Origin of the sequence: Bartonella sp. P0282 (assembly GCF_048452985.1) — a bacterium.
GTDB classification, from domain to species: Bacteria; Pseudomonadota; Alphaproteobacteria; order Rhizobiales; family Rhizobiaceae; genus Bartonella; species Bartonella choladocola.
In genome coordinates, this window is record NZ_WTFO01000003.1 from 251,503 (window position 1) to 274,470 (window position 22,968).

Genomic DNA, 22,968 nt, shown 5'->3' on the forward strand with positions numbered 1-22,968 from the left:
CCCTATCAAAAGGGGCTTTAATTTTTTGCTGAATTTAAAAAATATTAGCAATCAGGAATATGTGTGGCTAACAGCTTATTATACCGATTGGTATCACCAGAACTAATAGCTTGATTAAGGCAATATCTGTACCTTTCTTCCTTCCACTCTTCCAACTCTGCCCACTTTTCAAGCCGCTCTTCAACTGTCCATTTTACTGCCAGTGCAATCATTGAAGTAAGTTTCATTTTGGTGCCTCTTGTAACTCTTGCCAAAATTCTCTCTTAAGAAGAAGATATGAAACATTTTTATTATTGTAAATTATTTTTATTATAAATTTAATATTTTTTATTGTTAATGAATAATTTTCTCAACTGTAACGCCCGTTTTACGCTTTACGTCTACAATGGCCGCAGTAAAGTTTCTTGCTTGTTTTCTATTTTCTGTTTTTTGTTCAAGCCATGAATTTATCAAATCGCGTGTGCATTCAAGATGATATTCTTTCATCCAATCTGATGAGTACTCATTAGAAATACCGTTTGATACCAATTTGATAATATCGCGTTTGATGTCTTCATCTTCCGCACATTGCCACGTGATGCGGGACATGCTTTGAACGAAAAGGGCAAACAATCCACGGCACAACACTGATGAAACCAAAACATATTCTACAGCCGCTTGACCGCATTTTCTAATCTGTTACAACGAGGCAGCATATTACAGGCTGCTCGCGGGTGTTGCGGCTTGACCGCATTTTCTAATCTGTTACAACTCATTCGACCCGCGCTTTCCGGAAGATTTGGTTGCGGCTTGACCGCATTTTCTAATCTGTTACAACAGTTGCAAAAAACAAATGAAGATTATGTAAGTTGCGGCTTGACCGCATTTTCTAATCTGTTACAACCGATGTCCACTTAACTCCTTGTTTTATAAGGTTTAAGTGGACATTTTTTTAAAAAAAATGCTGTTTTTCGTTAAAATAACACCAGTTGAGCGGGATTTTTTTGACGTTTCCTACGTGCTTGATCGGAAAATCTTACGATATTTTCATATTGCTTGTCGGTAAATTGGAAAATATAGACGTTTCCTCGTTCAGGCAAGGAGCATTCGATCTTCGTGACATAAGATTCAAATTGTTCTTTTCCGTTACAGAAACGCAGATAGTTCGAGAACTCGCTCATCTCGAAGCCAATATCCAACAAAAATTGTCTGAATTTCGTTGCGTCGTGGCGCTGTTTTCTTGTGTCTACCGGTAAGTCGAAAGTAACTCATATCCACATTAATCGATACCCGCTTAAATGTTTAGGACCCGATGTTGCACGTTCAAGATAGGCTGTCATAATTGTCATCTTCTCCCCACGCCTCATCAATTTGAACCGAACTGTTTTCCAAAGAAAAAATTGAACGCTCATCAGGTAAAGCCAACTTGACCTTGCCCTTTTCAAAACTTTCCGCAACCGAATGTACAAAGTATTGAACTTGCTGGTTGACAGGCGAAGTTCCAACATGACTTTTCAAATCAAGTGTTGAAAGTGAAGCAAGATAAGTTTTTACCCCGGCATCAACTTTTGTTTTTCCTTGAGTAAGCAGGTGGAAGACCATGCGATCAACAAAAGGACGATAAGGTTCCATCAAATCATCAGCAAGCGCGAAGGCATTGGCACGATGTGAATGAAAAACGCCCAATGTTGGATGACCGCACAAATGGCGCGTGAAACAAGTGCACGTAGAACGATGTAACCATAATTTAAAAGGCTGTTGACACCTCCTTGTGCTATGTCACGCTTGAAGGCGGTTCCGAATAATGCTTTCCAATATTTTCGGGCGGCCTGTGCTTCCTTATTTTCCGGGTCACCGCTACGCACCTGACGGGCAATGGAGACCGAAACCTTGCGCTCGTTCGCCAGCCAGGACAGAAATGCCTCGACTTCGCTGCTGCCCAAGGTTGCCGGGTGACGCACACCGTGGAAACGGATGAAGGCACGAACCCAGTGGACATAAGCCTGTTCGGTTGGTAAGCTGTAATGCAAGTAGCGTATGCGCTCACGCAACTGGTCCAGAACCTTGACCGAACGCAGCGGTGGTAACGGCGCAGTGGCGGTTTTCATGGCTTGTTATGACTGTTTTTTTGTACAGTCTATGCCTCGGGCATCCAAGCAGCAAGCGCGTTACGCCGTGGGTCGATGTTTGATGTTATGGAGCAGCAACGATGTTACGCAGCAGGGTGACGGTGTTCGGCATTCTGAATCTCACCGAGGACTCCTTCTTCGATGAGAGCCGGCGGCTAGACCCCGCCGGCGCTGTCACCGCGGCGATCGAAATGCTGCGAGTCGGATCAGACGTCGTGGATGTCGGACCGGCCGCCAGCCATCCGGACGCGAGGCCTGTATCGCCGGCCGATGAGATCAGACGTATTGCGCCGCTCTTAGACGCCCTGTCCGATCAGATGCACCGTGTTTCAATCGACAGCTTCCAACCGGAAACCCAGCGCTATGCGCTCAAGCGCGGCGTGGGCTACCTGAACGATATCCAAGGATTTCCTGACCCTGCGCTCTATCCCGATATTGCTGAGGCGGACTGCAGGCTGGTGGTTATGCACTCAGCGCAGCGGGATGGCATCGCCACCCGCACCGGTCACCTTCGACCCGAAGACGCGCTCGACGAGATTGTGCGGTTCTTCGAGGCGCGGGTTTCCGCCTTGCGACGGAGCGGGGTCGCTGCCGACCGGCTCATCCTCGATCCGGGGATGGACCGGCGATTGGTCCATGGCGAAACGGCCGACCTTGCGCCGACCGGCTTCGGGCAACAGGTCCGCGAAGCCATGGACCAGCGCCGCGAGCATCATATCGAACAGCGCGACGCCACGCGCAACAGGGACGGCCGAATCTTCTACCGGCGCAATCTTCTCGCCACCCTGCGCGAGCGGGAAGTTGCGCGCGCCGGTGCGGAGATGGCCGAGGGCAAGGCGCTGCCGTTCCGCGCCGCCAAGGATGGTGAGAGTGTCAGCGGCAAGTTCACCGGGACTGTCCAGCTAACGAGCGGCAAGTTCGCCATCGTGGAAAAGAGCCACGAGTTCACCCTTGTCCCGTGGCGGCCGATCATCGACCGCCAGCTCGGCCGCGAGGTCGCGGGTATCATGCAGGGCGGTTCGGTGTCGTGGCAGTTAGGGCGGCAGCGGGGGTTGGGGCTATAGGAGCCAACGATACCGCATTGCAACGCAACAACTAATTCGATAAGAGCTGCTATTCAATTTCGTAATCGTGGAGCCATCAGCATGGGAAATTCCAAGTCAGCAGACAAGTAAGCCGCAACATCAGAATTGTTGTTGCGGCGCTCTGTAAGACCAATCCCATCTGATTGCTGACGAGCAGACGCTGCCCGGTATCCTTAATCGAGAGGTTGATTCGTCATGACCACCACACGCCCCGCGTGGGCCTATACGCTGCCGGCAGCCTTGCTGCTTATGGCTCCCTTCGACATCCTCGCCTCGCTGGCGATGGATATTTATCTTCCAGTCGTTCCGGCGATGCCGGGCGTCCTGAACACGACTCCATCCATAATCCAACTCACGTTGAGCCTCTACATGGTGATGCTCGGTGTGGGCCAAGTGATCTTTGGGCCACTCTCCGATCGCGTCGGGCGACGGCCGATCCTGCTTGTAGGCGCAACGGCTTTCGTTGCTGCGTCTCTGGGAGCGGCTTGTTCTTCAACTGCATTAGCCTTTGTTGCGTTTCGTCTGGTTCAGGCTGTTGGAGCATCGGCCATGCTGGTGGCCACCTTCGCGACCGTGCGCGACGTATATGCCAATCGTCCCGAAGGTGCCGTCATCTACGGCCTTTTCAGTTCGATGCTGGCGTTCGTGCCTGCGCTCGGCCCTATAGCCGGTGCGCTGATCGGCGAGTTTTGGGGATGGCAGGCGATCTTCATCACACTGGCTGCACTGGCTTCGCTCGCACTCTTAAACGCCAGTTTCAGGTGGCATGAAACCCGACCGTTGGATCAGGCCAGAACGCAACGATCTGTTTTGCCGATCTTCGCGAGTCCGGCCTTTTGGGTTTACACGGTCGGATTTAGTGCCGGCATGGGCACATTCTTCGTTTTCTTCTCGACAGCCCCCCGTGTTCTCATAGGCCAAGCCGGCTATTCCGAGATCGGATTTAGCTTGGCCTTCGCGACTGTCGCGCTGGTCATGGTCACGACAACCCGCTTCGCAAAGTCCTTCGTTGCCAAATGGGGTATCGCGGGATGCGTAGCGCGCGGGATGGCGTTGCTCGTTTCCGGCGCGATCCTGTTGGGGATCGGCCAACTTTTCGGATCGCCGTCATTTTTCAGCTTCATCCTGCCGATGTGGGTTGTCGCGGTCGGCATTGTCTTCACGGTGTCCGTTACCGCCAACGGCGCACTTGCGCAGTTCGACGACATCGCTGGATCAGCGGTTGCGTTCTACTTCTGCATCCAAAGCCTGATAGTCAGTATCGTCGGGACATTGGCGGTGACGCTGTTAAACGGCGATACAGCGTGGCCCGTGATTTGTTACGCCACGGCAATGGCAGTGCTGGTGTCGTTGGGGCTGGCGCTCCTTCGATCCCGTGATGCTGCCACCGAGAAGTCGCCAGTCGTCTAGCCGACGACTGGAAGCAAGCCCGCTCCGATGCGGCGCAATAATCTTCGAAACCTCGTGAATGGCGGTATCCTGTCTGGCAAGATACCGCTCATTTCCCTTGTCCCGTGGCGGCCGGTCATCGACCGCCAGCTCGGCCGTGAGGTCATGGGCATCGTGCAAAGCGGATCGGTGTCGTGGCAGTTGGGGCGGCAAAGGGGCATAAGCCTCTAATCTGTTGTAGATGAACGCAGCCGCTCGAAACCAGCGATGAGGCTGTCGAGTCCGAAGTTGAACGCAGCATCCATGCCGTCTGTTTCCAACTCGTGAAACAGATCGTGCAGGAAGGACGACGGTGCTTGCTCGGACACATCTGGCCTGTCCGGAACTCTCTCATCGGCATCAGATGCCTGCTGCTCGAGAACGGAACCGACCACATAGTGACTGACCGCCCGGAGCGCCCAAACGGCGCGCTTCGGACAAAAGCCCTCCGCGCAGAGAAAGCGTATTTGCGTCTCGGCGGTGCCAAAATTCGGTTCTGTCGGTCGAGTGCCGGCATGGATACGCGCGCCGTCCCGATAAGAGAGCAACGCCGTTCTGAAGCTCAGGGCATTCTCTTTCAGGAACACCCGCCAGTCCTCATTCTCTTCGGGTAGCGAGCGGGTATGGCGTTCCGCCAGCATCGCCTCGGCGAGCGCATCAAGCAGCGCTCGCTTGTTCTGGAAATGCCAGTAAAGCGCAGGCTGCTGAACCTTGAGGCGTTCAGCGAGCTTCCGCGTCGTCAGGCTGTCCATGCCAACCTCGTTCAACAGCTCTAGCGCCGCCGCGATCACGGTGCCCTTGTCCAGTTTGGTCATTCACGTTCCTTCGCCAGTGCTTGACAATTTATCACCGATAAGTTATATTTCCATCTCCTTATCGTTGATAAAGTCGCTCCATTGAGCGGCGCTGGAGTTTCAGGTGCGCAGCTCTGCCATCATTGCCCTGCTGATCGTGGGTCTTGACGCCATGGGTCTCGGCCTCATCATGCCCGTCCTTCCGACGCTTCTGCGTGAGCTTGTGCCAGCAGAGCAGGTCGCTGGACACTATGGTGCCTTGCTGTCGCTCTATGCATTGATGCAGGTCGTCTTCGCGCCCATGCTTGGACAGCTTTCGGATTCTTACGGTCGGCGTCCGGTACTTCTGGCTTCTCTTGCAGGAGCCGCAGTCGATTACACGATTATGGCATCAGCGCCGGTCTTATGGGTGCTCTATATCGGCCGACTCGTGTCCGGCGTCACGGGCGCAACCGGAGCTGTAGCAGCCTCAACCATTGCCGATTCGACGGGGGAAGGTTCTCGCGCACGCTGGTTCGGCTACATGGGGGCCTGTTATGGGGCGGGCATGATTGCCGGGCCAGCACTTGGTGGCATGCTCGGTGGTATCTCTGCTCATGCCCCGTTTATCGCCGCCGCCCTTCTCAACGGGTTCGCGTTCCTGCTTGCCTGCATTTTCCTCAAGGAGACTCATCACAGCCATGGCGGGACCGGAAAGCCGGTTCGCATCAAACCATTCGTTCTGTTACGGCTGGATGATGCATTGCGCGGGCTAGGTGCGCTTTTCGCAGTTTTCTTCATTATTCAACTGATCGGCCAAGTGCCTGCAGCCCTATGGGTCATATATGGCGAGGACCGTTTTCAGTGGAACACCGCGACCGTTGGTTTGTCGCTCGCGGCGTTTGGGGCAACACATGCGATCTTCCAAGCGTTTGTTACCGGCCCGCTTTCAAGCCGGCTTGGAGAGCGGCGCACGCTGCTGTTTGGCATGGCTGCGGATGCGACTGGCTTCGTTCTTCTGGCTTTTGCCACGCAGGGATGGATGGTGTTCCCGATTCTGTTGCTGCTTGCCGCCGGGGGTGTTGGCATGCCGGCCTTGCAGGCAATGCTCTCAAACAATGTCAGCAGTAACAAGCAAGGGGCTTTGCAAGGAACGCTAACGAGCCTCACCAATCTAAGCTCTATCGCAGGACCGCTTGGCTTCACAGCACTCTATTCTGCCACCGCCGGGGCATGGAACGGTTGGGTTTGGATTGTCGGCGCGATCCTCTATTTAATATGTCTGCCAATACTACGCAGACCATTCGCAACTTCATTGTGATTTAGTCATGGCGATTTGGCATGCGTAGACTTAGGAGAAATGACGGATTAAATCTGTTGAGCAATCATCTCCTTTCGGGGCGAGTGCCAATGATGACCTTAGTTCACACTCTCGCTGTCGCCGAATATCTCAACTTCCGTCACGCCGCCTTACCGCCAACGGGTCACCACTTTGCGGATCCCGACCATCGCTAAAAATACGTGCGCCGGCATTGAGAATTTTTACCGCTTCCCGCTTGTCGTTTAATTGAAAAACGGCCCAGCCGATAGAATTCGTACCAATATCGAAAGAAAAACGAACATTGGAATAATTTTCTGCAGTCATAACCGCTCCCCTCACGCAAAATTATTGAAAAATTTAAACAAGAGGAAAAAATAAGCAAGAATAAAAAAATATTGACAACTGGTTATTTTCATATAATTTAATGTTCACAGATTAGAAAATGCGGTCTGGCTGTTAACAAGCTAGATATGCACCAAATAAGACAGCTCCTCAGGGGGCTGTTTTTTATTGTACTTTCATTTATTTTTCGCACATTTTTTCTCGCACGGGTTTCGTGGTTGTTTACATATTATTTATTTAGCGGACTTGTCATCATTCCGGCCACTTTGTGCTTGGTGGAAAAAAAGAATGCTATCTTTTAAAGGCGGAATAGCTTTTGCCCAAAAATAGCGGCGGGAAATATTCGGCTTGTTTTTGCGTTTTTCCTGTTAAAAGAGCGGATAATAACTATTTTCGATAGATGACGACATTCTTTCGAGAGGAACGACGATTTTTGAAGCCGGAGCTTGAAGGCGATTAGCACATGAAAAATTCAACCGACATGTCTATTGCGACAATCCGTTTTTTGCGGGTTCAAATATGCCGCTTGATGGCGGTTTTCATTGTCGTTTTGCTGTTGAGTTTGTCTATATCAAAGCCGGAGGCGATAGCCGGTGAGGATTTTTCTGATTACACATTGGACAAGGTGGTGGTTTTGATGCGCCATGGTGTGCGCCCGCAAAACGACACCGCAAAACTCGATCAAGCAACCGGCAAGAATTGGCCGCGATGGAGTGTCCCCGACGGCAATCTGAGCGGCCATGGCTATGCGGGAATTGTTGACCAATCCCGCTATATGTTTGAAAACTGGAAAAGCGAAGGCCTTGCACTCTCCGACCCTTGCCCGAAAAAAAATGAAGCCTTCATCTGGGCAAGCCCTATCGAGCGGACTGTTGCAACAGCGCAAGCTTTAACCGACGGTATGTTTCCCGGATGCGGTATAACGCCAAGCCATTTGCCGCTTCAAAAAAAAGACCCGCTTTTTCAATCTGTGGAAATGGGGCTGGCGCAACCCGACCCGAAAAAGGTTGACAATGAAGTGATGAAAGCCATGGGCGGCTTGCCTGAAAAAGCCGCACAAAAATATGCCGGTGATGTGGCGCTATTGCGCCAAACCGTGTGTGGCACAGACCCGAAAGATTGCCAATTTCTGGATGAAAAATGGAGCCTCAAAAAAACAAAATCCGGAAAATACAAATTGACCGGCCCGGTCTCGGCTGCCAGTGCAATTTCGGAAACAATCCGCTTGCAATATAGTGAAGGATTGCCCCTTCAAGAGGTTGCATTCGGGCACGTAAAAAATGCGGGCGATGTGTTGAAACTCATGAGCCTCCATGCGGCAAAATATGATCTTCTCGACAATACAATGGAAATTGCAAGAACCGGCGGCAATATTTTAATGCATGAAATAACCGATAGCCTTACTGCCGGTAGCGTGGCGGAAAACAAAGAGAGCTTTCCGGAACTCAGTTTCCCCCTTGTTATATTTGTCGGCCATGACACCAATATTTCACAAATCAAAACCATATTGGATTTTCATTGGAAACTTGCTTCCTATCCGGCAGACGATATTCCCCCCGGTGGCATGTTGATATTCAAGCGTTATAAAAATAACAAAACCGGCCGCTTAGCCGTGCAATTGTCATTTGCTGCCCGAACACTTGATGAATGGCGGTTCCTAACGCCGCTTTCAGAGAAAAACCCGATTGCCCGCGAAATTTATACCAATCCGGAATGCAGTTTATCCGGAAAAGATGAAAAAGACAGAATGGAAGAGAGGCAAGAAAAAGCCAAAACACCCGAAAAACAGGATAACGCTAATCCAGCGGGACAAAAGGAAAGCGCGAAAAGTGGTGCTTCCGATCTTGGAACGCTTTGTGACCTTGAAACTTTTATAAGTCTCTATCGTGATAAACTCGATGATATTCCCGATAACCTTCCGCTGTTCAAATGAGGTTTTATTTCATTGAAGATAATGTTGCAATCTGATGAAGAGAATTTCAACTTCCCGATTGCTTGAAAATTGTAGCGATAGAGCAATTATTTTCGCCGGATAATTCGGAACAGTAAGGATTTTGAAACTCGTTTGCGGAGCCGGAAACGGGAAACAGGAGTGCCTTTGACGATGCTCTTGAAGTGTTATATAGCTCGACTATATAACGAATTAAAATCACGGTGTCTATCTTGAAAAATATCGGTTTTATCTCCTTCGGCCGATGGAACGAGCAGGATACATCTTCGACCAGATCTCAACGCGATGCATTTCTTCAAACGATAGAAATGGCTGTTGCTGCCGAGGAAATTGGCGTTGACAGTGCATTTTTCCGGATTCACCATTTCTCCAACTCTTTTTCTTCCCCCTTCCCGCTTTTGGCGGCAATCGGTACCAGAACAACCAGAATTGAAATTGGCACGGCTGTTGTTGATCTTCGCTATGAAAATCCCTTTTATATGGCAGAAACTGCCGGTGCTACCGACCTTATTTGCGGGGAGCGTTTACAGCTCGGACTTGGGAGAGGCGCGCCCTGGTCGGCGATAGAAGGGTGGAGCCATTTCGGCTATCAACCGGAAGCTGGCCAGAATGAAACCGACATGGCTATCAAACGTGCCGAAATTTTTCTTGATCTGTTGAATGGCGAAAAGAATATCAAATTGGAAAACCCTTTTCCTGATGATCCAAGCGATTACAGAATGGCACGTGTCGAACCTTTTTCGCCAAGTTTGAAGCAACGTATCTGGTGGGCTTCCGGTTCTCTTAGTAGTGCCGAATGGGCTGCCAAACACGGTTTGAATTTGCAAAGTGCCGGAAATAGCGGGCCGAAAACTGACAAAGCCATGACGGAGAAAAACGCCATGACGGAAAAGAAGGCAATTCCGGAAAAGAAGGCTGGCACTTTTGCTAAAACCGGTGAAACACAAAATGGAAGTGCAGCCTCGTCGTCAACAGCAGGCCAGACCGGAAAAATGGTCAAATTTGCCAATCAACCGGACCATATCAAACATTATCTGCAAGCCTGGAAGGAAGCCGGACACAAACGGAAACCGCGCGTGGCCATTATTCGCGAATTGGTGCCGCTTGATAATGAAGCAGAGAAAAAACAATTCCACGATGTGAGTGCAAAGCTTGCCGATTTATGGCCGAACCACAGAAAAGCCCGCACGGTTTTTGAAGGTGGCTATTGTGGAAGTTCAGAAGAAATCGTCGAGCTTATGAAAAAGGATGAAGCCGTCAGGCTTGCTGACACAATCATGATACCGGTTGCCAATGAAATCGGCCTTGATTTCAATTTGCGGCTCTTGGAAAAAATTGTCAAAAATATCAAGCCTTATCTCGAAGATGACCGGCAATAGCTGGACGGTGATTGGCTTAATCGCCAAAACCTGTTTTTTAATCGCGGATATAGGTGATTTTTTTGCCCCTAATATCGGCAATGGCTATATCTGCATTATAAAGGCGTGAAAGATTGGTTTCATCGACGACCCGTCCGGTATCACCATAATCCATAACATGGCCATGTTTTATCAAAAGCGAGCGATCGGAAAAATAGAAGGCCTGATCGGGATGATGGGTTGTGAAGATAATGCTTTGGCCGGCCTTTTTCAGATTTGCGAGCAGGCGCATCAATTTGTCCTGATTTGAAAAGTCGAGACTGGCTGTCGGTTCGTCGAGAATGATGAGGCCGGCATTTTGTACCAATGCACGCGCGATAAGAACCATCTGGCGTTGGCCGCCGCTGATAAGCGGATAATATTTATGAGCAAGATCACCGATTTCGAGTTTTTCCAGAATGGCTAAGGCGGATTCCCGCATGGCTTTTGTCGGTTTTGAAAACAACGATATTTGCGAAGCTTTTCCCATCAACACCATTTCAAGCACAGTGAAGGTAAAATTGCCCGCGCTATTTTGTGGCACGTAGCTTACGCATTTTGCCCTTTCGGCAATTGTGAGGGTGGATATGTCCTTATTGCCATAGCAAATTCTTCCCGCTTTTTTAGGCAGAATTCCGAGAATTGTTTTGAGCAAAGTGGTTTTACCTTCGCCATTTGCTCCCAGAATGCAGATGGCTTCACCACCGGCAAGATGAAAGCTCACATCATTGGTGATAATTTTGTTACGATAGGCGGTCGTGAGGTTTTGAACCGATAGAAGCTTATCTTCTGTCATGTGCGCCCTTTCACCAGAAGGAAGATGAATATCGGCGCGCCAATCAGGGCTGTCAGAATGCCGAGCGGAATTTCAACCAGCGTCAATGTGCGGGCAATCGTATCGACAAACAGAAGAAACAGCCCGCCAACGCAGGATGACATAAGCCCCAGGCGGGCAAAAGAAGGACCGACCATCATGCGCGTCATATGCGGGACAACGAGACCGACCCAGCCGATAATTCCGCTTATCGACACGGCTGCCGAGGTGAGAAGCGTTGCCGAAGCAATAACGAGCAAGCGGGTGCGGACGACATTCAAACCGAGAGTTTCCGCCTCTTCTTCGCCGACAGTCATGACATCAATCCGGAAATGCATGGCGATGATAAGACCCATTGCGATGATAAAAACCGGAACCAGAGGAAATATTTCATAATTCTGGATGCGCGAAAGGCTGCCGAGTAACCAGAATGTCAATAATGGGAGTTGTTCATAAGGGTCGGCCAGAATTTTTACCAGTGAAACGCCCGCGCCCAACAGGGAGCTGACAACAATACCGGCAAGGACGAGAGACAGGATTCTATCGCGATGACGGGCAAGCGAGGCAATGGCGATAACAACACAAACAGCCGCCACGCCCCCCAGAAATGCACCGAATTGCAAAAAAACGAAACTCAGTGAAAACAGAATGGAGAGAGATGCTCCAAGTGCTGCCCCCGAAGAGACTGCAAGTAAATCGGGAGAGACGAGCGGATTGCGAAACAGGCTTTGATAAGCCGCACCTGCACAGGAAAGCCCGGCACCGATAACCAGAGCGGCAATAATACGTGGAGCGCGAATATTTTCGATAATGACTCTTACATTTTCATCAACTGTTAAAGCAGCGCCGGAACGCCATAAAAGCCAGCCATATAAGTCATGGAAAGAAACCGGATAGGCTCCCACGCACAAATTGAGCACAATCATCGCCATGATTGCCATGATTGCAAGCCCCCAATAGATTGCCCCCTGTCCTATTGAATATTTCATTGTTCGGCCTTTGCAAGGCCGAGAACTGCATCAATTTTACTGTCATCAAGATCAACATGATAAAAAAGCGCGTAAAACTCTTTCAAATCGGCCTTGAAATCTCCCTCATAGCGATCGGGATAGAGTTGATGGGCAAGCCACATCACACCGATCACACGATTGACGGAAGGTGGAAGATCGATAAAACTGAAAGGTAAAGAAGGCGCTGTAAGCACATGTCCGGTTTTGACTGCCCTTAAATTTTTCCAAACCTGATCATTTTTGGCCATATCGGCAAAACGGTTATCCGAAGCGACAATAATATCCGGATCAAGTGCCAAGATCCGGTCGCCTGAAACTTGCAATATGCCGGTATTGCCGCCAACTTCGCCGATTATATTACGCCCGCCGCCTAGCTCGATTGTTTCGGCGTGGATGGATTTTGTGCCACCGCTTTCAAGCCCGTTCATGCCGCGCGCATAATATATTCCGGGACGTTTGCTATAAGGAATGGCTGCGATGATCCTGTCGATTTTTGCCAAGTGATTTTCTATAAAGGCAGCGCGTTTTTCCCCTTCATCCTTCCTGCCGATGAGCTCGCCGACTTCACGATAGGCATGGGGCAGTTGATCTATACTGCCATCATAAAGAACAAACGGTATGTTTGTGCGGTTCCTTACTCTTTCGGCAATAGACAGATTGGTCTTACCGTGATTGCCAAGATCAATAATAATGTCGGGTTTACTGGCAATAAGATATTCAAGATTGCTTTCAGCGCCGCTTTTTCCCCCGATCGAACCGATGATTTTCATGGTTGTGGCAGGTTCGCCCAGAAACTCTATCGAGCGGGGATTCCACCGGTTGGGCCAGCCAAGCATCAAATCGGGAGCGAGCGAATAAAGAAAAATCGACGCGGGAGGACCGGCGGCGGCAATCCGTTCGATCTTGTCGGGAACTGTTATTGTGACACCGCTGACATCACGAAGCTCGCGCGCCAATGAATGATTTGGCAAAAAAGCGATTAAAAGAATGACAAAAACTATAAAGACTGCTTGCCAATATCTCTTCGCCGTAAAACGCGAAAAAACGGGATAAGTTTCTGCCATGATCGTGAGCACCTTTACATCTATGGTTGAGGGCTTTATGAATGGGATTCGTTATATATCTTAACTATATAACGTTATACGCTATATTGTTTACCTATATAACGACACAACAGAAATGAGAACAGAATTTTTCGCCCCGTTTGTTTAATCGCTAAAGATGAGCAATCGCTTCTTTAGTGCAATTTCCGGAAACCACGCTCATGACTCTCCATTGTCGAAAAAAGTTTCTTCTTGCCACTTTTTCCTCTTTTGTGCTGCTTCATCCGGCAATTGCACAAAACGCCTCCCCCACAACGACAGAAGAAAATTCTTCAAACCCGATAAACAATAAAACCTCCAACACACAGCAAAACACCAATTCGGACAACCAGAAAAACACGAAAACGCCTGATACGACCAAGAGCACAAAAGCCGCTTCTGATAATGGAAGCGGTGCAGCTAGCGGGGCTTATGAACTAGGCAAGGTTGTTGTTTTTGCCAATAACCGTGAATGGGGGCAGACCGCCGGTGAAACGATTTCCCAAAGCACTGTTTCTTCCGAAGACATACGCGTTTACAACCGTAATTCGCTCGACGATGCCTTGAAAATTGTACCGGGTGTGACCATCCAGAACACCGGTGCGATGCGCAATGAACAAAAATATTATATTCGCGGTTTCGACATGGATCAGGCGCCATTGTTGATTGATGGCATACAGGTTTATCTCCCTTATGATAACGGGCTTGATACCGGTCGTTTTCTGACACCCGATCTGGCCGAAATACAGGTGCAGAAGGGTTATGTTTCTGTTCTTAACGGCCCCGGAGGGATGGGCGGTGAAGTCAATCTGGTAACGCGCAAACCGACAAAAGCACTTGAAGGCGAGTTAAGGCCGACAATCGACATTGGTAATACCGGTTCGAGAAGCGCTTATCTGACATCCGGCTATGTCGGAACCAAACAAGACGGCTATTATTTGATGGCAAGCGGTGCTTATCGCGATAGCGACGGCTTTTTCATGTCGCGCCATTATAACCCGCTCGAAGTGGCGGGAGCCGTGATCGAAGATGGCGGGCGACGTGACAATTCCGGTGTTCGCGATTGGCGCGGCAATTTCAAAGTGGGCTTTACGCCCAATGAAACCGATGAATACACAATCAATTATACCAAACAGGAAGGCCGCAAGGATTTGATTTATGCCGTCGACAAGCCGGTAGACGGCCTTTCGACAGGGGGCAAACCTTCCGACAACCAGCGCAACTGGAAATGGCCTGACTGGAATGTCGAAACCGTTTCTGGCGCCACACATACAGAAATCGGTTCTCAATCCTATGTCAATACGCGCCTTTATTATGCGGCTTTTGACAATACAATCGACAGCTATGACGATTACCATTTCGACACGCAAATGAAGCCGAAATCCTTCACCTCGACCTATCATGACAAGGGATGGGGCGGTTCGATAGAAGGGGGAACCGAACTTATCCCCATGAACACCTTGAAGGCTGCGCTGCATTATCGCCGTGACGAGCATCAGGAATATAATTTCAAAAGACCCGACCTCAAAAATGCAATTGCCGACCCCATTACCGAAGACCATGAAGATGTTATGTCGGCCGCTTTGGAAAATACTTTTCATGCCACGGACACACTCGATCTTGTCGGCGGGGTGAGTTACGACTATCGCGATTTGAAACGCGCCGATTATGTTGTTTCCGGAACACGCAATATCGACCAATATAAACTCACAAATGATGATGCTGTGAACTGGCAATTTGCTGCCATTAACCACATTACGCCGACAGGTGAAATCCACGCCAGTGTTTCAAGCCGCACACGTTTTCCAACTTTGAAAGACAGGTTTTCAGCGCGTTTCGGTTCGGCTGTTCCCAATCCGAACCTGAAAGCCGAACGCGCCACCAATTATGAAATCGGCTGGTCCGACCTTGTCACCGCCGATCTGAAATTGGGAGCTGCGCTCTTTTATAACGATATTGATGACATGATTGATGGTGTCTATCTCGGCATCTATAATGATGACGGCAAAGAAATGGCGCAAAATCGCAATGTTGGTAGCGCAAATTACAAGGGCGTGGAGCTCAATTTTGAATGGCAGGCCACAGAAAGCGCTGCAATTGGCGGCAATTACACCTTTATGCACGGCCATATCGACTCCCCCTCCGGCGATGACACCAAAGTCACCAATAAACCGGAAAATAAAGCTTTCATTTATGGAAAAATGCGGGTGATCGAAAAACTCAACATCATTCCGAGCCTTGAATATAATTCCTCGCGCTATAATCAGGGGGCGTTCCAGAAAGAATATCGGAAAACCGACGCTTTTGTTCTTGGCAATATTTCTGTCGAATATGAAATCAACAAAAATTCCAGCATTACCGGCGGTGTGCGCAATATCAGCGACGAAAATTATCAGGTTCAAGCGGGTTTTCCGGAAGCCGGACGAACCTATTTCATTAGCGGGCGTGTAACATTCTGAAATCGCAATATGGCAGACAGGCGTTCCGCCGAACGCCCGTTTTGCCGGTCGAATTGCCCGTGCTCGTCTCCTTGAATTGGTGTTTTACCCGCTTGGGTTAGTGCTTGATTTGCCGGTCGAATTGCCCGTACTCGTCCCATTGAATTGGTGTTTTACCCGCTTGAAGAAACGGTCGCCTTGTTGCGCAAACTCCATATCCTGTTTTGAGCCGGATTGGGCGTGATGCACCATTAAAAGCCGGATTAATAAACAAAAAGAAAGCCGCTCGCCCGCGCATGAGAGAGCTTATTCAGCCGCTTTCGGGAGCGCCGTTTTTGTTTTTTCAAGTTCTTGTTTTAACCGCTCTATTTCATTTAGCGCTTTTTCAAGCTTTTCATTGACCGTTTCTATGCCCTTATTGGTTTTTTCAAGCCGGTTTTTAAGGGCAGAGCGTGCGGCAACAACATCAATATTTGCTTTAATGACCTCTTCAAGCTTGCTGCCTTCCGAATAATTTGCCGGTAAGACACATTGGACACGGCCATCCGCTATATATTTCGACGCCGTTTCGTGTGCGCCATTTTTATTGGCTTTATAAACCGCAATTGAAAGCCCGCCCTGATCTTTGACAAGGCGAAAACAGGGAACATCTGTTGTTCCGTCGCCAATATAGACCATATTTTCAAAGGGAACGGGACGGTCTGCCTTGTTCACATATTGATTGACCTTGACATCGTCGCTCAGATCGAACGCGCCTTTATTGATGCGAAAAAGATATTGTGTTTTGGTTGTGTAATTGACGGCCAAGGCCGGTGAAAAAGCAACACCATTTGCGTCGAACAAGAATTTGGATGCGTAAATTTCAGTAAACTCTTTTGCGATCGCCGTTCCGGCAATAATTTCATAATTCCCTGAAGAAAGCAGATAATGTTTGACCTCCACACCTTTTGATTTTCCGTAAACATTGATGCGTTGAAACCAGCTTTCGACACCTTTGAACAATTTGACTGCTTCGCCAAGTTTCTTGAAATCTTCACGTCGCACCGGAACTTCGGCGGCATCGGCTTTGCGGAGCATCCGGCTCATATAGATGAGCACATTATCGCCCTGATTTTCCTTTGCCAATTGATTGACCTCTTCCCAGAAGTCTTTCGGCTTCATACCGATATTGGGCAAAAATTGCGCTTCTTGCATGTTACCGTCGGCCAATGTGCCATCAAAGTCATAGGCGATTGCCATTTCCGGTTTGTTATTTGTCATCAATTTTGCCTTTCAGATTGCCTTTATGGCTAGCATTTTCAAAGCTTTTTCAAAAGCCCGCCACGGTGCGCACCGTTTAATAAAATCTCTCACCGGAAAAAAAGCAAGTAAAGCCAATGTTTCCATTGTATTTCTTTATTCAACAACGTTTCCACAACTCGAAATTATAGAATTGCGCTTCTATAGCTCAGGATAAAGACCGGATATTTTAATACCGGTCATAAACTCTCGCGTCCCATTGTTAAAAAACAAAATGACAATTTTAAAAAACAAAATGAATTGAGTGGAACGAATTTTTTGGCCTACCAAATGAAGGGATTGAAACTTTTTTCAGATAAGCTGTTCTACATAATTATCGCCGAAATGCCGGATTTACTTGCGCCGATTGAAAGCAGGTCTGACCGGCGAAGAACTCTGAGCGTGTCACCGTTAAGGCGCTTTTTTTAAAAAAAAGCGGTTCCGGTTTTGTGACCTCGCGCTCCAAGCAAAATTTTGAAAAGCTCGTTTTAATCTATCACTTTCTGCATGAAACCGCTTTCCGCACGAAACCATTTTCCGCCATAAAACCGCTTTCCGCATGAAAACATTTTCCGCCATAAAACCATATGGCGGAAAGGAATGCGTGTCGTTCAGGCCTTTTTTTCTGCCGCAACAAGCGGTTGTTTCAAAATGCCAAGCACAATCGTGGTAACAATTGTACCAATGATAAGAGCTGCAAAATAGCCGATATAATTGATAACGACACCCGGAATAAAAGCAAGGAATATGCCGCCATGGGGTGCGCGGAGGCCCGTACCGAGCCCCAAAGCGACAGCACCGGCAACAGCCGAGCCTACAACAAGCGCGGGAATGACACGGAACGGGTCGCGTGCGGCGAAAGGAATGGATCCTTCGCTGATGAAAGCAAGCCCCAGAATGAAGGTTGATACTTTCGAGGAGCGTTCGTCGGTTGTAAAGCGGTTGGGGAAAATCCATGCGGCAAGTGCCAAAGCCATGGGCGGAGTCATACCGGCAATCATGGTTGCAGCAATCGGCCCGTAAACGCCAGATGAAATGAGGGCAACCGAAGTTGCATAGGCTGCCTTGTTGACCGGCCCGCCCATATCAACCGCCATCATGCCGCCGATAATGGCGCCGAGGAGATAGGCATTGGTGCCTTGCAAGCCTTTGAGCCATTCGGTCAAGAAATTAAGAAGCGCTGCGACCGGCGTTCCGATAGCAAACATCATCAACAGGCCGGTTATCAATGTGGCAATGAGTGGCAAGACCAGAACCGGCATCAAGCCTTGCAAGCTTTTGGGCAATTTTATCCATTTGATTGCAAGGCGAACCGAATAACCGGCAATGAAACCGGCAAAAATGCCGCCAATGAAACCGGCGCCGATATTTTGCGACAGTAACCCGCCGATCATTCCCGGTGCAATGCCCGGCCGGTCGGCAATGGAATAGGCAATAAAGCCGGCAAGTGCGGGCACCATCAAGGCAAAACCGCCCTTGGAGCCGATGACAAAAAGTGCATTGGCAAATGTGCCTTCCTGACTGGTGACACCGACGCCGCCAATGGCAAAGGACAATGCAATCAACAGGCCACCGGCAACAACAAAGGGAAGCATGTAGGAGACACCGGTCATCAAATGCTTGTAGACACCACCGGCCGTTTCACTGCTTTCAGCGCTTTCCCCTTCCTGAACCGCTTTCTGCTTTTGCACTTCGGCGCTTTCAATAGCCTTTTTTATTAAAGCTTGACCATTATTGATAGCCGGTTTTGTCGGGCAGGAATAAACGCGTTTTCCCGCAAAACGGGTGCGGTCAACCTCCCGGTCGGCGGCAATAATAACAAGATCGGCTGCGGCTATTTCGGCCGCCGTCAAAGGTGTACCGGCACCAACCGACCCTTGCGTTTCAACCCTGATTTCATGGCCCAAAGCTTTGGCCGCTTCTGTCAGCCCCTCGGCTGCCATGAATGTGTGGGCAATACCTGTCGGGCAGGATGTCACAGCAACAATTTTAAGACTGCGATTGGCGCCATTCAAATCCTGACGACGATCATCGGAACCGGCTGTTTTTTCTGTTCCGTTTTTTGCCCGACCATTTTCGCTTGAACCCCCGAAAATAATGGCAGAAGGTTTTTTGAAAAGCTCTTCAAATGTGACCCTTTGCAATTGCCCTTTGAAGCTTTTGATATGATCGCTTTGCCAATCATGATTGTTGCTGACAAGCAGCAATGTATCGGAACCGGCATCTTTGGGAATGCGCGGCAAAGTTCCCGTCTCGACGATTTCAAGGCTTAAAACTGCGCCCCTTTCGCTTGCGGCTTTTTGAAGAACTTCGCGAGCAAGCAAACTATGCACACCACCGCCCGCACCATCTATCAAGGCTATCAAAGTCATGTTCTTCTCCTCGTTCAAATGCGGCGATCAACCGACCTGCCGACATTCTACCTTTTGAGCCAAATTTTCGATTATCGTCTTTTCCGGCAAAGCCGGTCCGAATTTTTGAAGTTTGCCAACCGCAAAGGCTGTGCCAAGGCGTGCAATATCTTCAAGTTTTGCATTGTCGGAAATGCTTTTTGCAATGCCTGCAACCATGGCATCGCCCGCCCCGACTGTGCTTTTGACGCCCGAAAGCAAATATTGCGCGTGGATTGCCCCTTCACGGGAAACAAAAAGCCCGCCTTTTTCGCCCATAGAGACAGCAACAAGCTTCATTCCACGGTCAATCAACGAGCGGGCAATGTTTAAAACCTCGCCTTCATTTTCAAGCTTTTGACCGCAAAAGGCCGAAAGCTCGTCAATATTGGGTTTGATAGCAAGGGGAAGTTTTTCTGCTTTCAACAATTCCTGAAGCGCTTTTCCGCTGCAATCGACAATGATTTTTGCGCCACTTTCCGCCCTTTCAACCTCGTTTCTATAAAAACGCGGATCCATTTTCGGGGGAAGGCTGCCACTCATGACAATAAGTGCACCTTCGGCAATAAAATCATCGACAATATTTTGCAATTTTGCGATTTCTTCCACCGTCGGGCTTACGCCTTGTAAATTGATGTCGGTGGTTTCGCCCTCGTCAACGATTTTGATATTGGTGCGCGTTTCCCCCTCATAGCGGATAAAGCGGTCTTCGATATGGTGACTTTGAAAAAGTTCTTCAAAAAGCCGGCTATTGGCTCTTCCAAGAAAACCGGTGACCGCCGTTTTAACAGAAAAATCGGCAAGGCAGGCTGCCACATTAATCCCCTTGCCGCCCGCATTGAAACGCGCCTCTTCGGCACGGTGGACATGCCCGCGTTCAAGCTTTTTCAAATGGATTGTTTCATCAATTGCCGGATTGACGGTGAGTGTTGCAATTTTCATGACTTGGCCTCGTCAAGGGCACGAACCTCTTCGGCGGTTTCACATTGCAAAGCCTTGTTGGCAAGTTTGCGCATATCGGCAAGGCTTTTTGCCCTGAGCCTTGCCTTGACGGTTGCAATATCACGCGGGGTCATCGACAATTCATTGACACCAAGGCCCGAAAGCAACATCGCCCCGAACGGGTCACCGGCAATGCCGCCGCAAACGCCTACCCATTTGCCTGCTTTTTCTGCCCCTGCAACCGTTCTTTCCACCATGCGCAAAACCGCCGGATCAAGGCTGTCGGCTTCGGCCGCAAGATCGGGATTTTGCCGGTCAACCGCCATGGTATATTGGGTGAGATCATTGGTGCCGATCGAAAAGAAATCGACATGGGGGGCAAAAATATCGGCCATAATGGCAGCCGCCGGTACTTCGATCATAATGCCGATTTTCAACACCGGTGCGGCAAGATCTTTGCGGATTTCTTCGGCAAGCGTTTTCAACTCTTTAATTTCGTTCACCGACATAATCATCGGAAACATAATCCACGGATCGCCACCTTCTTTGGCGGCGCGATAAATTGCGCGCAATTGCGGCACCAGCAGGTCTTTTCTGCGTAATAAAAGCCGCGCGCCCCTCACGCCCAAAAACGGATTATCTTCTTTCGGTAAATCAAGATGGGCAACCTGTTTATCGCCACCAATGTCGAGCGCCCTGATAATAAGCGATTTACCGCCCAATGCCGAAAGCATATCGCGATAGACCTTATATTGTGTCTCCTCGTCGGGCGTTTCGGTGCTTTCCAGAAACAAAAATTCCGTGCGCATCAGCCCCACACCTTCAGCCCCTTCATCCAATGCAAAGGCAACCTGATCGGGGCGGTTGATATTGGCTGCAATGTCGATTACATGGCCGTCGGTGGTTTTTGCGGGCTTGGCGCGTTCGGCAACTTCTTTTTCACGCTCTTCTGCCAATTTGACGATTTGCTTTTGTGCAGCCTCGACATCTTCCTTTGTGGGCGAAAGATATAAAATGCCGTTATAGCCGTCGACAATCGCGCTCTCGCCATTCTTTGCTTCAAAAACCTTGTTTCCCGCCGCAACCAGCGCAGGGATTCCCAAAGTGCGCGCAAGAATGGCGGTGTGAGAGGTTGGCCCGCCCGATGCCGTGATGAGACCGTGGACTTTTTCAGGGTTGAGATTGGCCGTATCAGAAGGTGTTAAATCTTCCGCAACAATAATTGCCCCTTCACCGATATTCTCGAACGAGCCTTTGGCATAAAGCGGGTCGATCTCGGCAAGGACACGCCCGCCGACATCGCGCAAATCCACCGCGCGGGCGGCAAGCAAAGGATTATCCATATGTTGAAGGGCATTGGCCGCCTCTTCGACCGCCTTGTTCCAGCTCCATGCCACGCCATGGCCTTCCGCCATCAAATGGCAGGCAGAAGAGATAAGATTATCATCATCAAGAAGGGTGGCCTGTGCCTTGAAAATGGCAGCATCCGACGCGCCGATACGACGGGTCACATCATCGACAATCGCTTTCATCTTGTCTTTGGTGCGCCCCAAAGCGTTTTCAAGCCGTGCGGCATCTTCAGAAAGTTTGCCGGGCTTATCTTCGACCTCACCCGCCCCGTTTTCCAGAATGAAAATTGTACCGACAGAAAGACCGGGGCTTGCCGAAAGGCCGTCAATGCCCGCTTTTCCTGAAGGTGGCCGGAAGCCATAAATTTTCTTCGGTTTCACTTCCGCTTTTTCGGCCGCCTCCTTTTCGCTCAGGGTGATTTTTCTTGCCATTAAAACCGCTTCCCCCAGAAGCTCTTCACCATTTTCCGCGTCGGTTGAAAAAACAAGCGTGTCACCATTTTTCCCGCCCAGTTGCAAAAGACCGGCAAGGCTTGTCATATCGGCCTGACTATTGCCATTGCGGACGAGAATTTTTTGCCCGCTTTTTTTGGCAAATTCCACCCAGATCGACGCCGGACGCGCATGAAGACCCGACGGATAATCAAGAACCCATTCCTTGGTCACTCGAAGATCGGCGGCCTCACTTTCCGGTGCATCGTCATTTTCGACAAGGGCTGCCATAATGGCCGATTTGTCGCCCGTCGTTTCAAGTTTTTGCAGCGCGTCGGGATGGCTGAGAAGGCGGGTGAGCCGCTTTAAAATTTCGATATGACCATCGGAATTGGCGGCGATAGCAAAAATCAGTTTTGCCTTTTCGCCATTTTGCCAGTCCACCCCGTTTGGAACCTGAATAACCGAAATCGCATCACGGTTGACAAGGTTACGGTCTTCCACCATGCCATGGGGAATGACAACGCCAGAACCAAGCCACGTATTGGCAACTTTTTCACGCGCCAACATGCTTTTTCCATAAGCCGGTTCAATCGCGCCTTCATCAACAAGAAGTTGAGCTGCGGCAAGAATGGCCGACTCCTTGTCGGAAAAATCCGCATTCAACAAAATTGCATTTTCGGAAAGAATTGCTGTCTTTTCAGATGCTGCTGCCACGGGTTTCCTCCCTTGGGCTTTTCAAAATGAATTGAAAACGTTTTCTTGAAAAATATCAAGCAACTGTTTAATTCTGTCATATAATTCTACAGCAAATTCTGGAAACGTTTT

General features: G+C 49.4%; 18 protein-coding genes and 3 pseudogenes. 7 read left to right on the plus strand and 14 right to left on the minus strand.

The features are described 5' to 3' along the window. Positions 1-44: 44 nt before the first annotated feature. The 5 genes and pseudogenes from GQS64_RS10215 to GQS64_RS10235 all read right to left on the minus strand — a co-directional run. Entirely contained in the window at positions 45-227 is a 183-nt protein-coding gene (locus GQS64_RS10215) for a hypothetical protein (protein ID WP_198231503.1), read from the minus strand. Between the two features lie 106 nt (positions 228-333). Further along, the gene (locus GQS64_RS10220; RefSeq protein ID WP_198231504.1) at positions 334-627 is read right to left on the minus strand and encodes a hypothetical protein; all 294 of its coding nucleotides are present in this window, start codon (positions 625-627) and stop codon (positions 334-336) included. Positions 628-953: 326 nt separating this feature from the next. Continuing rightward, positions 954-1,235: pseudogene (gene cas2, locus GQS64_RS10225) on the minus strand (CRISPR-associated endonuclease Cas2); the annotation flags it as partial. Positions 1,236-1,302: 67 nt separating this feature from the next. Beyond that, positions 1,303-1,683 carry a CRISPR-associated endonuclease Cas1 gene (locus tag GQS64_RS10230; RefSeq protein ID WP_369805255.1) on the minus strand — a complete coding sequence of 127 codons (381 nt, stop codon included), beginning with the start codon at positions 1,681-1,683 and terminating at the stop codon, positions 1,303-1,305. Positions 1,684-1,844: 161 nt separating this feature from the next. After that, positions 1,845-2,087 (minus strand): annotated as a pseudogene (locus tag GQS64_RS10235) (phage integrase N-terminal SAM-like domain-containing protein); the annotation flags it as partial. A 101-nt stretch (positions 2,088-2,188) separates the two neighbouring features. Between GQS64_RS10235 and folP the strand changes: the two are divergent. From folP to GQS64_RS10250, 3 genes and pseudogenes are all read left to right on the plus strand, one after another. Further along, complete coding sequence (folP, locus tag GQS64_RS10240) at positions 2,189-3,172, plus strand: dihydropteroate synthase (protein WP_023835631.1); 984 nt, start codon at positions 2,189-2,191, stop codon at positions 3,170-3,172. A 216-nt stretch (positions 3,173-3,388) separates the two neighbouring features. Further along, positions 3,389-4,603, plus strand: a complete 1,215-nt coding sequence (locus GQS64_RS10245) for a chloramphenicol/florfenicol efflux MFS transporter FloR2 (protein WP_000214125.1) — start codon at positions 3,389-3,391, stop codon at positions 4,601-4,603. A 93-nt stretch (positions 4,604-4,696) separates the two neighbouring features. Then, positions 4,697-4,813: pseudogene (locus GQS64_RS10250) on the plus strand (DUF3363 domain-containing protein); the annotation flags it as partial. Here GQS64_RS10250 and tetR(G) read toward each other — a convergent pair. Then, positions 4,810-5,436, minus strand: a complete 627-nt coding sequence (gene tetR(G), locus GQS64_RS10255) for a tetracycline resistance transcriptional repressor TetR(G) (RefSeq protein ID WP_000163574.1) — start codon at positions 5,434-5,436, stop codon at positions 4,810-4,812. The pseudogene GQS64_RS10250 and the gene tetR(G) sit on opposite strands and share 4 nt — an antisense overlap. 103 nt (positions 5,437-5,539) lie before the next feature. On the opposite strand from tetR(G), the gene tet(G) reads away from it, so the two are divergent. Continuing rightward, a complete protein-coding gene (gene tet(G) / locus GQS64_RS10260) occupies positions 5,540-6,715 on the plus strand; it encodes a tetracycline efflux MFS transporter Tet(G) (RefSeq protein ID WP_001257840.1) in 1,176 nt (391 codons plus the stop codon). Positions 6,716-6,844: 129 nt separating this feature from the next. Here the strand turns inward: tet(G) and GQS64_RS10265 are convergent, their stop codons facing one another. Then, the gene (locus GQS64_RS10265; protein ID WP_198231505.1) at positions 6,845-7,039 is read right to left on the minus strand and encodes a hypothetical protein; all 195 of its coding nucleotides are present in this window, start codon (positions 7,037-7,039) and stop codon (positions 6,845-6,847) included. 481 nt (positions 7,040-7,520) lie between these two features. Here GQS64_RS10265 and GQS64_RS10270 point away from each other — a divergent pair, with 481 nt between their 5' ends. Further along, positions 7,521-8,990, plus strand: a complete 1,470-nt coding sequence (locus tag GQS64_RS10270; RefSeq protein WP_198231506.1) for a histidine-type phosphatase — start codon at positions 7,521-7,523, stop codon at positions 8,988-8,990. Between the two features lie 230 nt (positions 8,991-9,220). Next, positions 9,221-10,387 carry an LLM class flavin-dependent oxidoreductase gene (locus GQS64_RS10275; protein ID WP_198231507.1) on the plus strand — a complete coding sequence of 389 codons (1,167 nt, stop codon included), beginning with the start codon at positions 9,221-9,223 and terminating at the stop codon, positions 10,385-10,387. Between the two features lie 37 nt (positions 10,388-10,424). Here the strand turns inward: GQS64_RS10275 and GQS64_RS10280 are convergent, their stop codons facing one another. The 3 genes from GQS64_RS10280 to GQS64_RS10290 are packed head-to-tail and all read right to left on the minus strand — an operon-like array spanning position 10,425 to position 13,293. Beyond that, positions 10,425-11,201, minus strand: a complete 777-nt coding sequence (locus GQS64_RS10280) for an ABC transporter ATP-binding protein (protein WP_198231508.1) — start codon at positions 11,199-11,201, stop codon at positions 10,425-10,427. Further along, positions 11,198-12,208, minus strand: coding sequence for a FecCD family ABC transporter permease (locus tag GQS64_RS10285; RefSeq protein ID WP_198231509.1), 1,011 nt, complete (start codon positions 12,206-12,208; stop codon positions 11,198-11,200). The genes GQS64_RS10280 and GQS64_RS10285 overlap by 4 nt, the downstream gene beginning before the upstream one ends. Next, a complete protein-coding gene (locus GQS64_RS10290; protein WP_198231510.1) occupies positions 12,205-13,293 on the minus strand; it encodes an ABC transporter substrate-binding protein in 1,089 nt (362 codons plus the stop codon). Before GQS64_RS10290 ends, GQS64_RS10285 begins: the two co-directional genes overlap by 4 nt. 200 nt (positions 13,294-13,493) lie before the next feature. Between GQS64_RS10290 and GQS64_RS10295 the strand changes: the two genes are divergently transcribed. Next, positions 13,494-15,770: a TonB-dependent receptor plug domain-containing protein gene (locus tag GQS64_RS10295; RefSeq protein WP_198231511.1), complete on the plus strand. Its 2,277-nt coding sequence runs from the start codon at positions 13,494-13,496 to the stop codon at positions 15,768-15,770. Positions 15,771-16,055: 285 nt separating this feature from the next. Here the strand turns inward: GQS64_RS10295 and GQS64_RS10300 are convergent, their stop codons facing one another. From GQS64_RS10300 to ptsP, 4 genes are all read right to left on the minus strand, one after another. Continuing rightward, the gene (locus GQS64_RS10300; protein ID WP_198231512.1) at positions 16,056-17,009 is read right to left on the minus strand and encodes an HAD family hydrolase; all 954 of its coding nucleotides are present in this window, start codon (positions 17,007-17,009) and stop codon (positions 16,056-16,058) included. Between the two features lie 629 nt (positions 17,010-17,638). Then, positions 17,639-19,399: a PTS fructose transporter subunit IIC gene (locus GQS64_RS10305; RefSeq protein ID WP_198231513.1), complete on the minus strand. Its 1,761-nt coding sequence runs from the start codon at positions 19,397-19,399 to the stop codon at positions 17,639-17,641. Positions 19,400-19,426: 27 nt separating this feature from the next. Further along, positions 19,427-20,359 (minus strand): 1-phosphofructokinase, encoded by a 933-nt coding sequence (gene pfkB, locus GQS64_RS10310; protein ID WP_198231514.1) that lies wholly within the window; start codon positions 20,357-20,359, stop codon positions 19,427-19,429. Beyond that, positions 20,356-22,857, minus strand: coding sequence for a phosphoenolpyruvate--protein phosphotransferase (gene ptsP / locus GQS64_RS10315; RefSeq protein ID WP_198231515.1), 2,502 nt, complete (start codon positions 22,855-22,857; stop codon positions 20,356-20,358). The genes pfkB and ptsP overlap by 4 nt, the downstream gene beginning before the upstream one ends. Between the last annotated feature and the right edge of the window lie 111 nt (positions 22,858-22,968).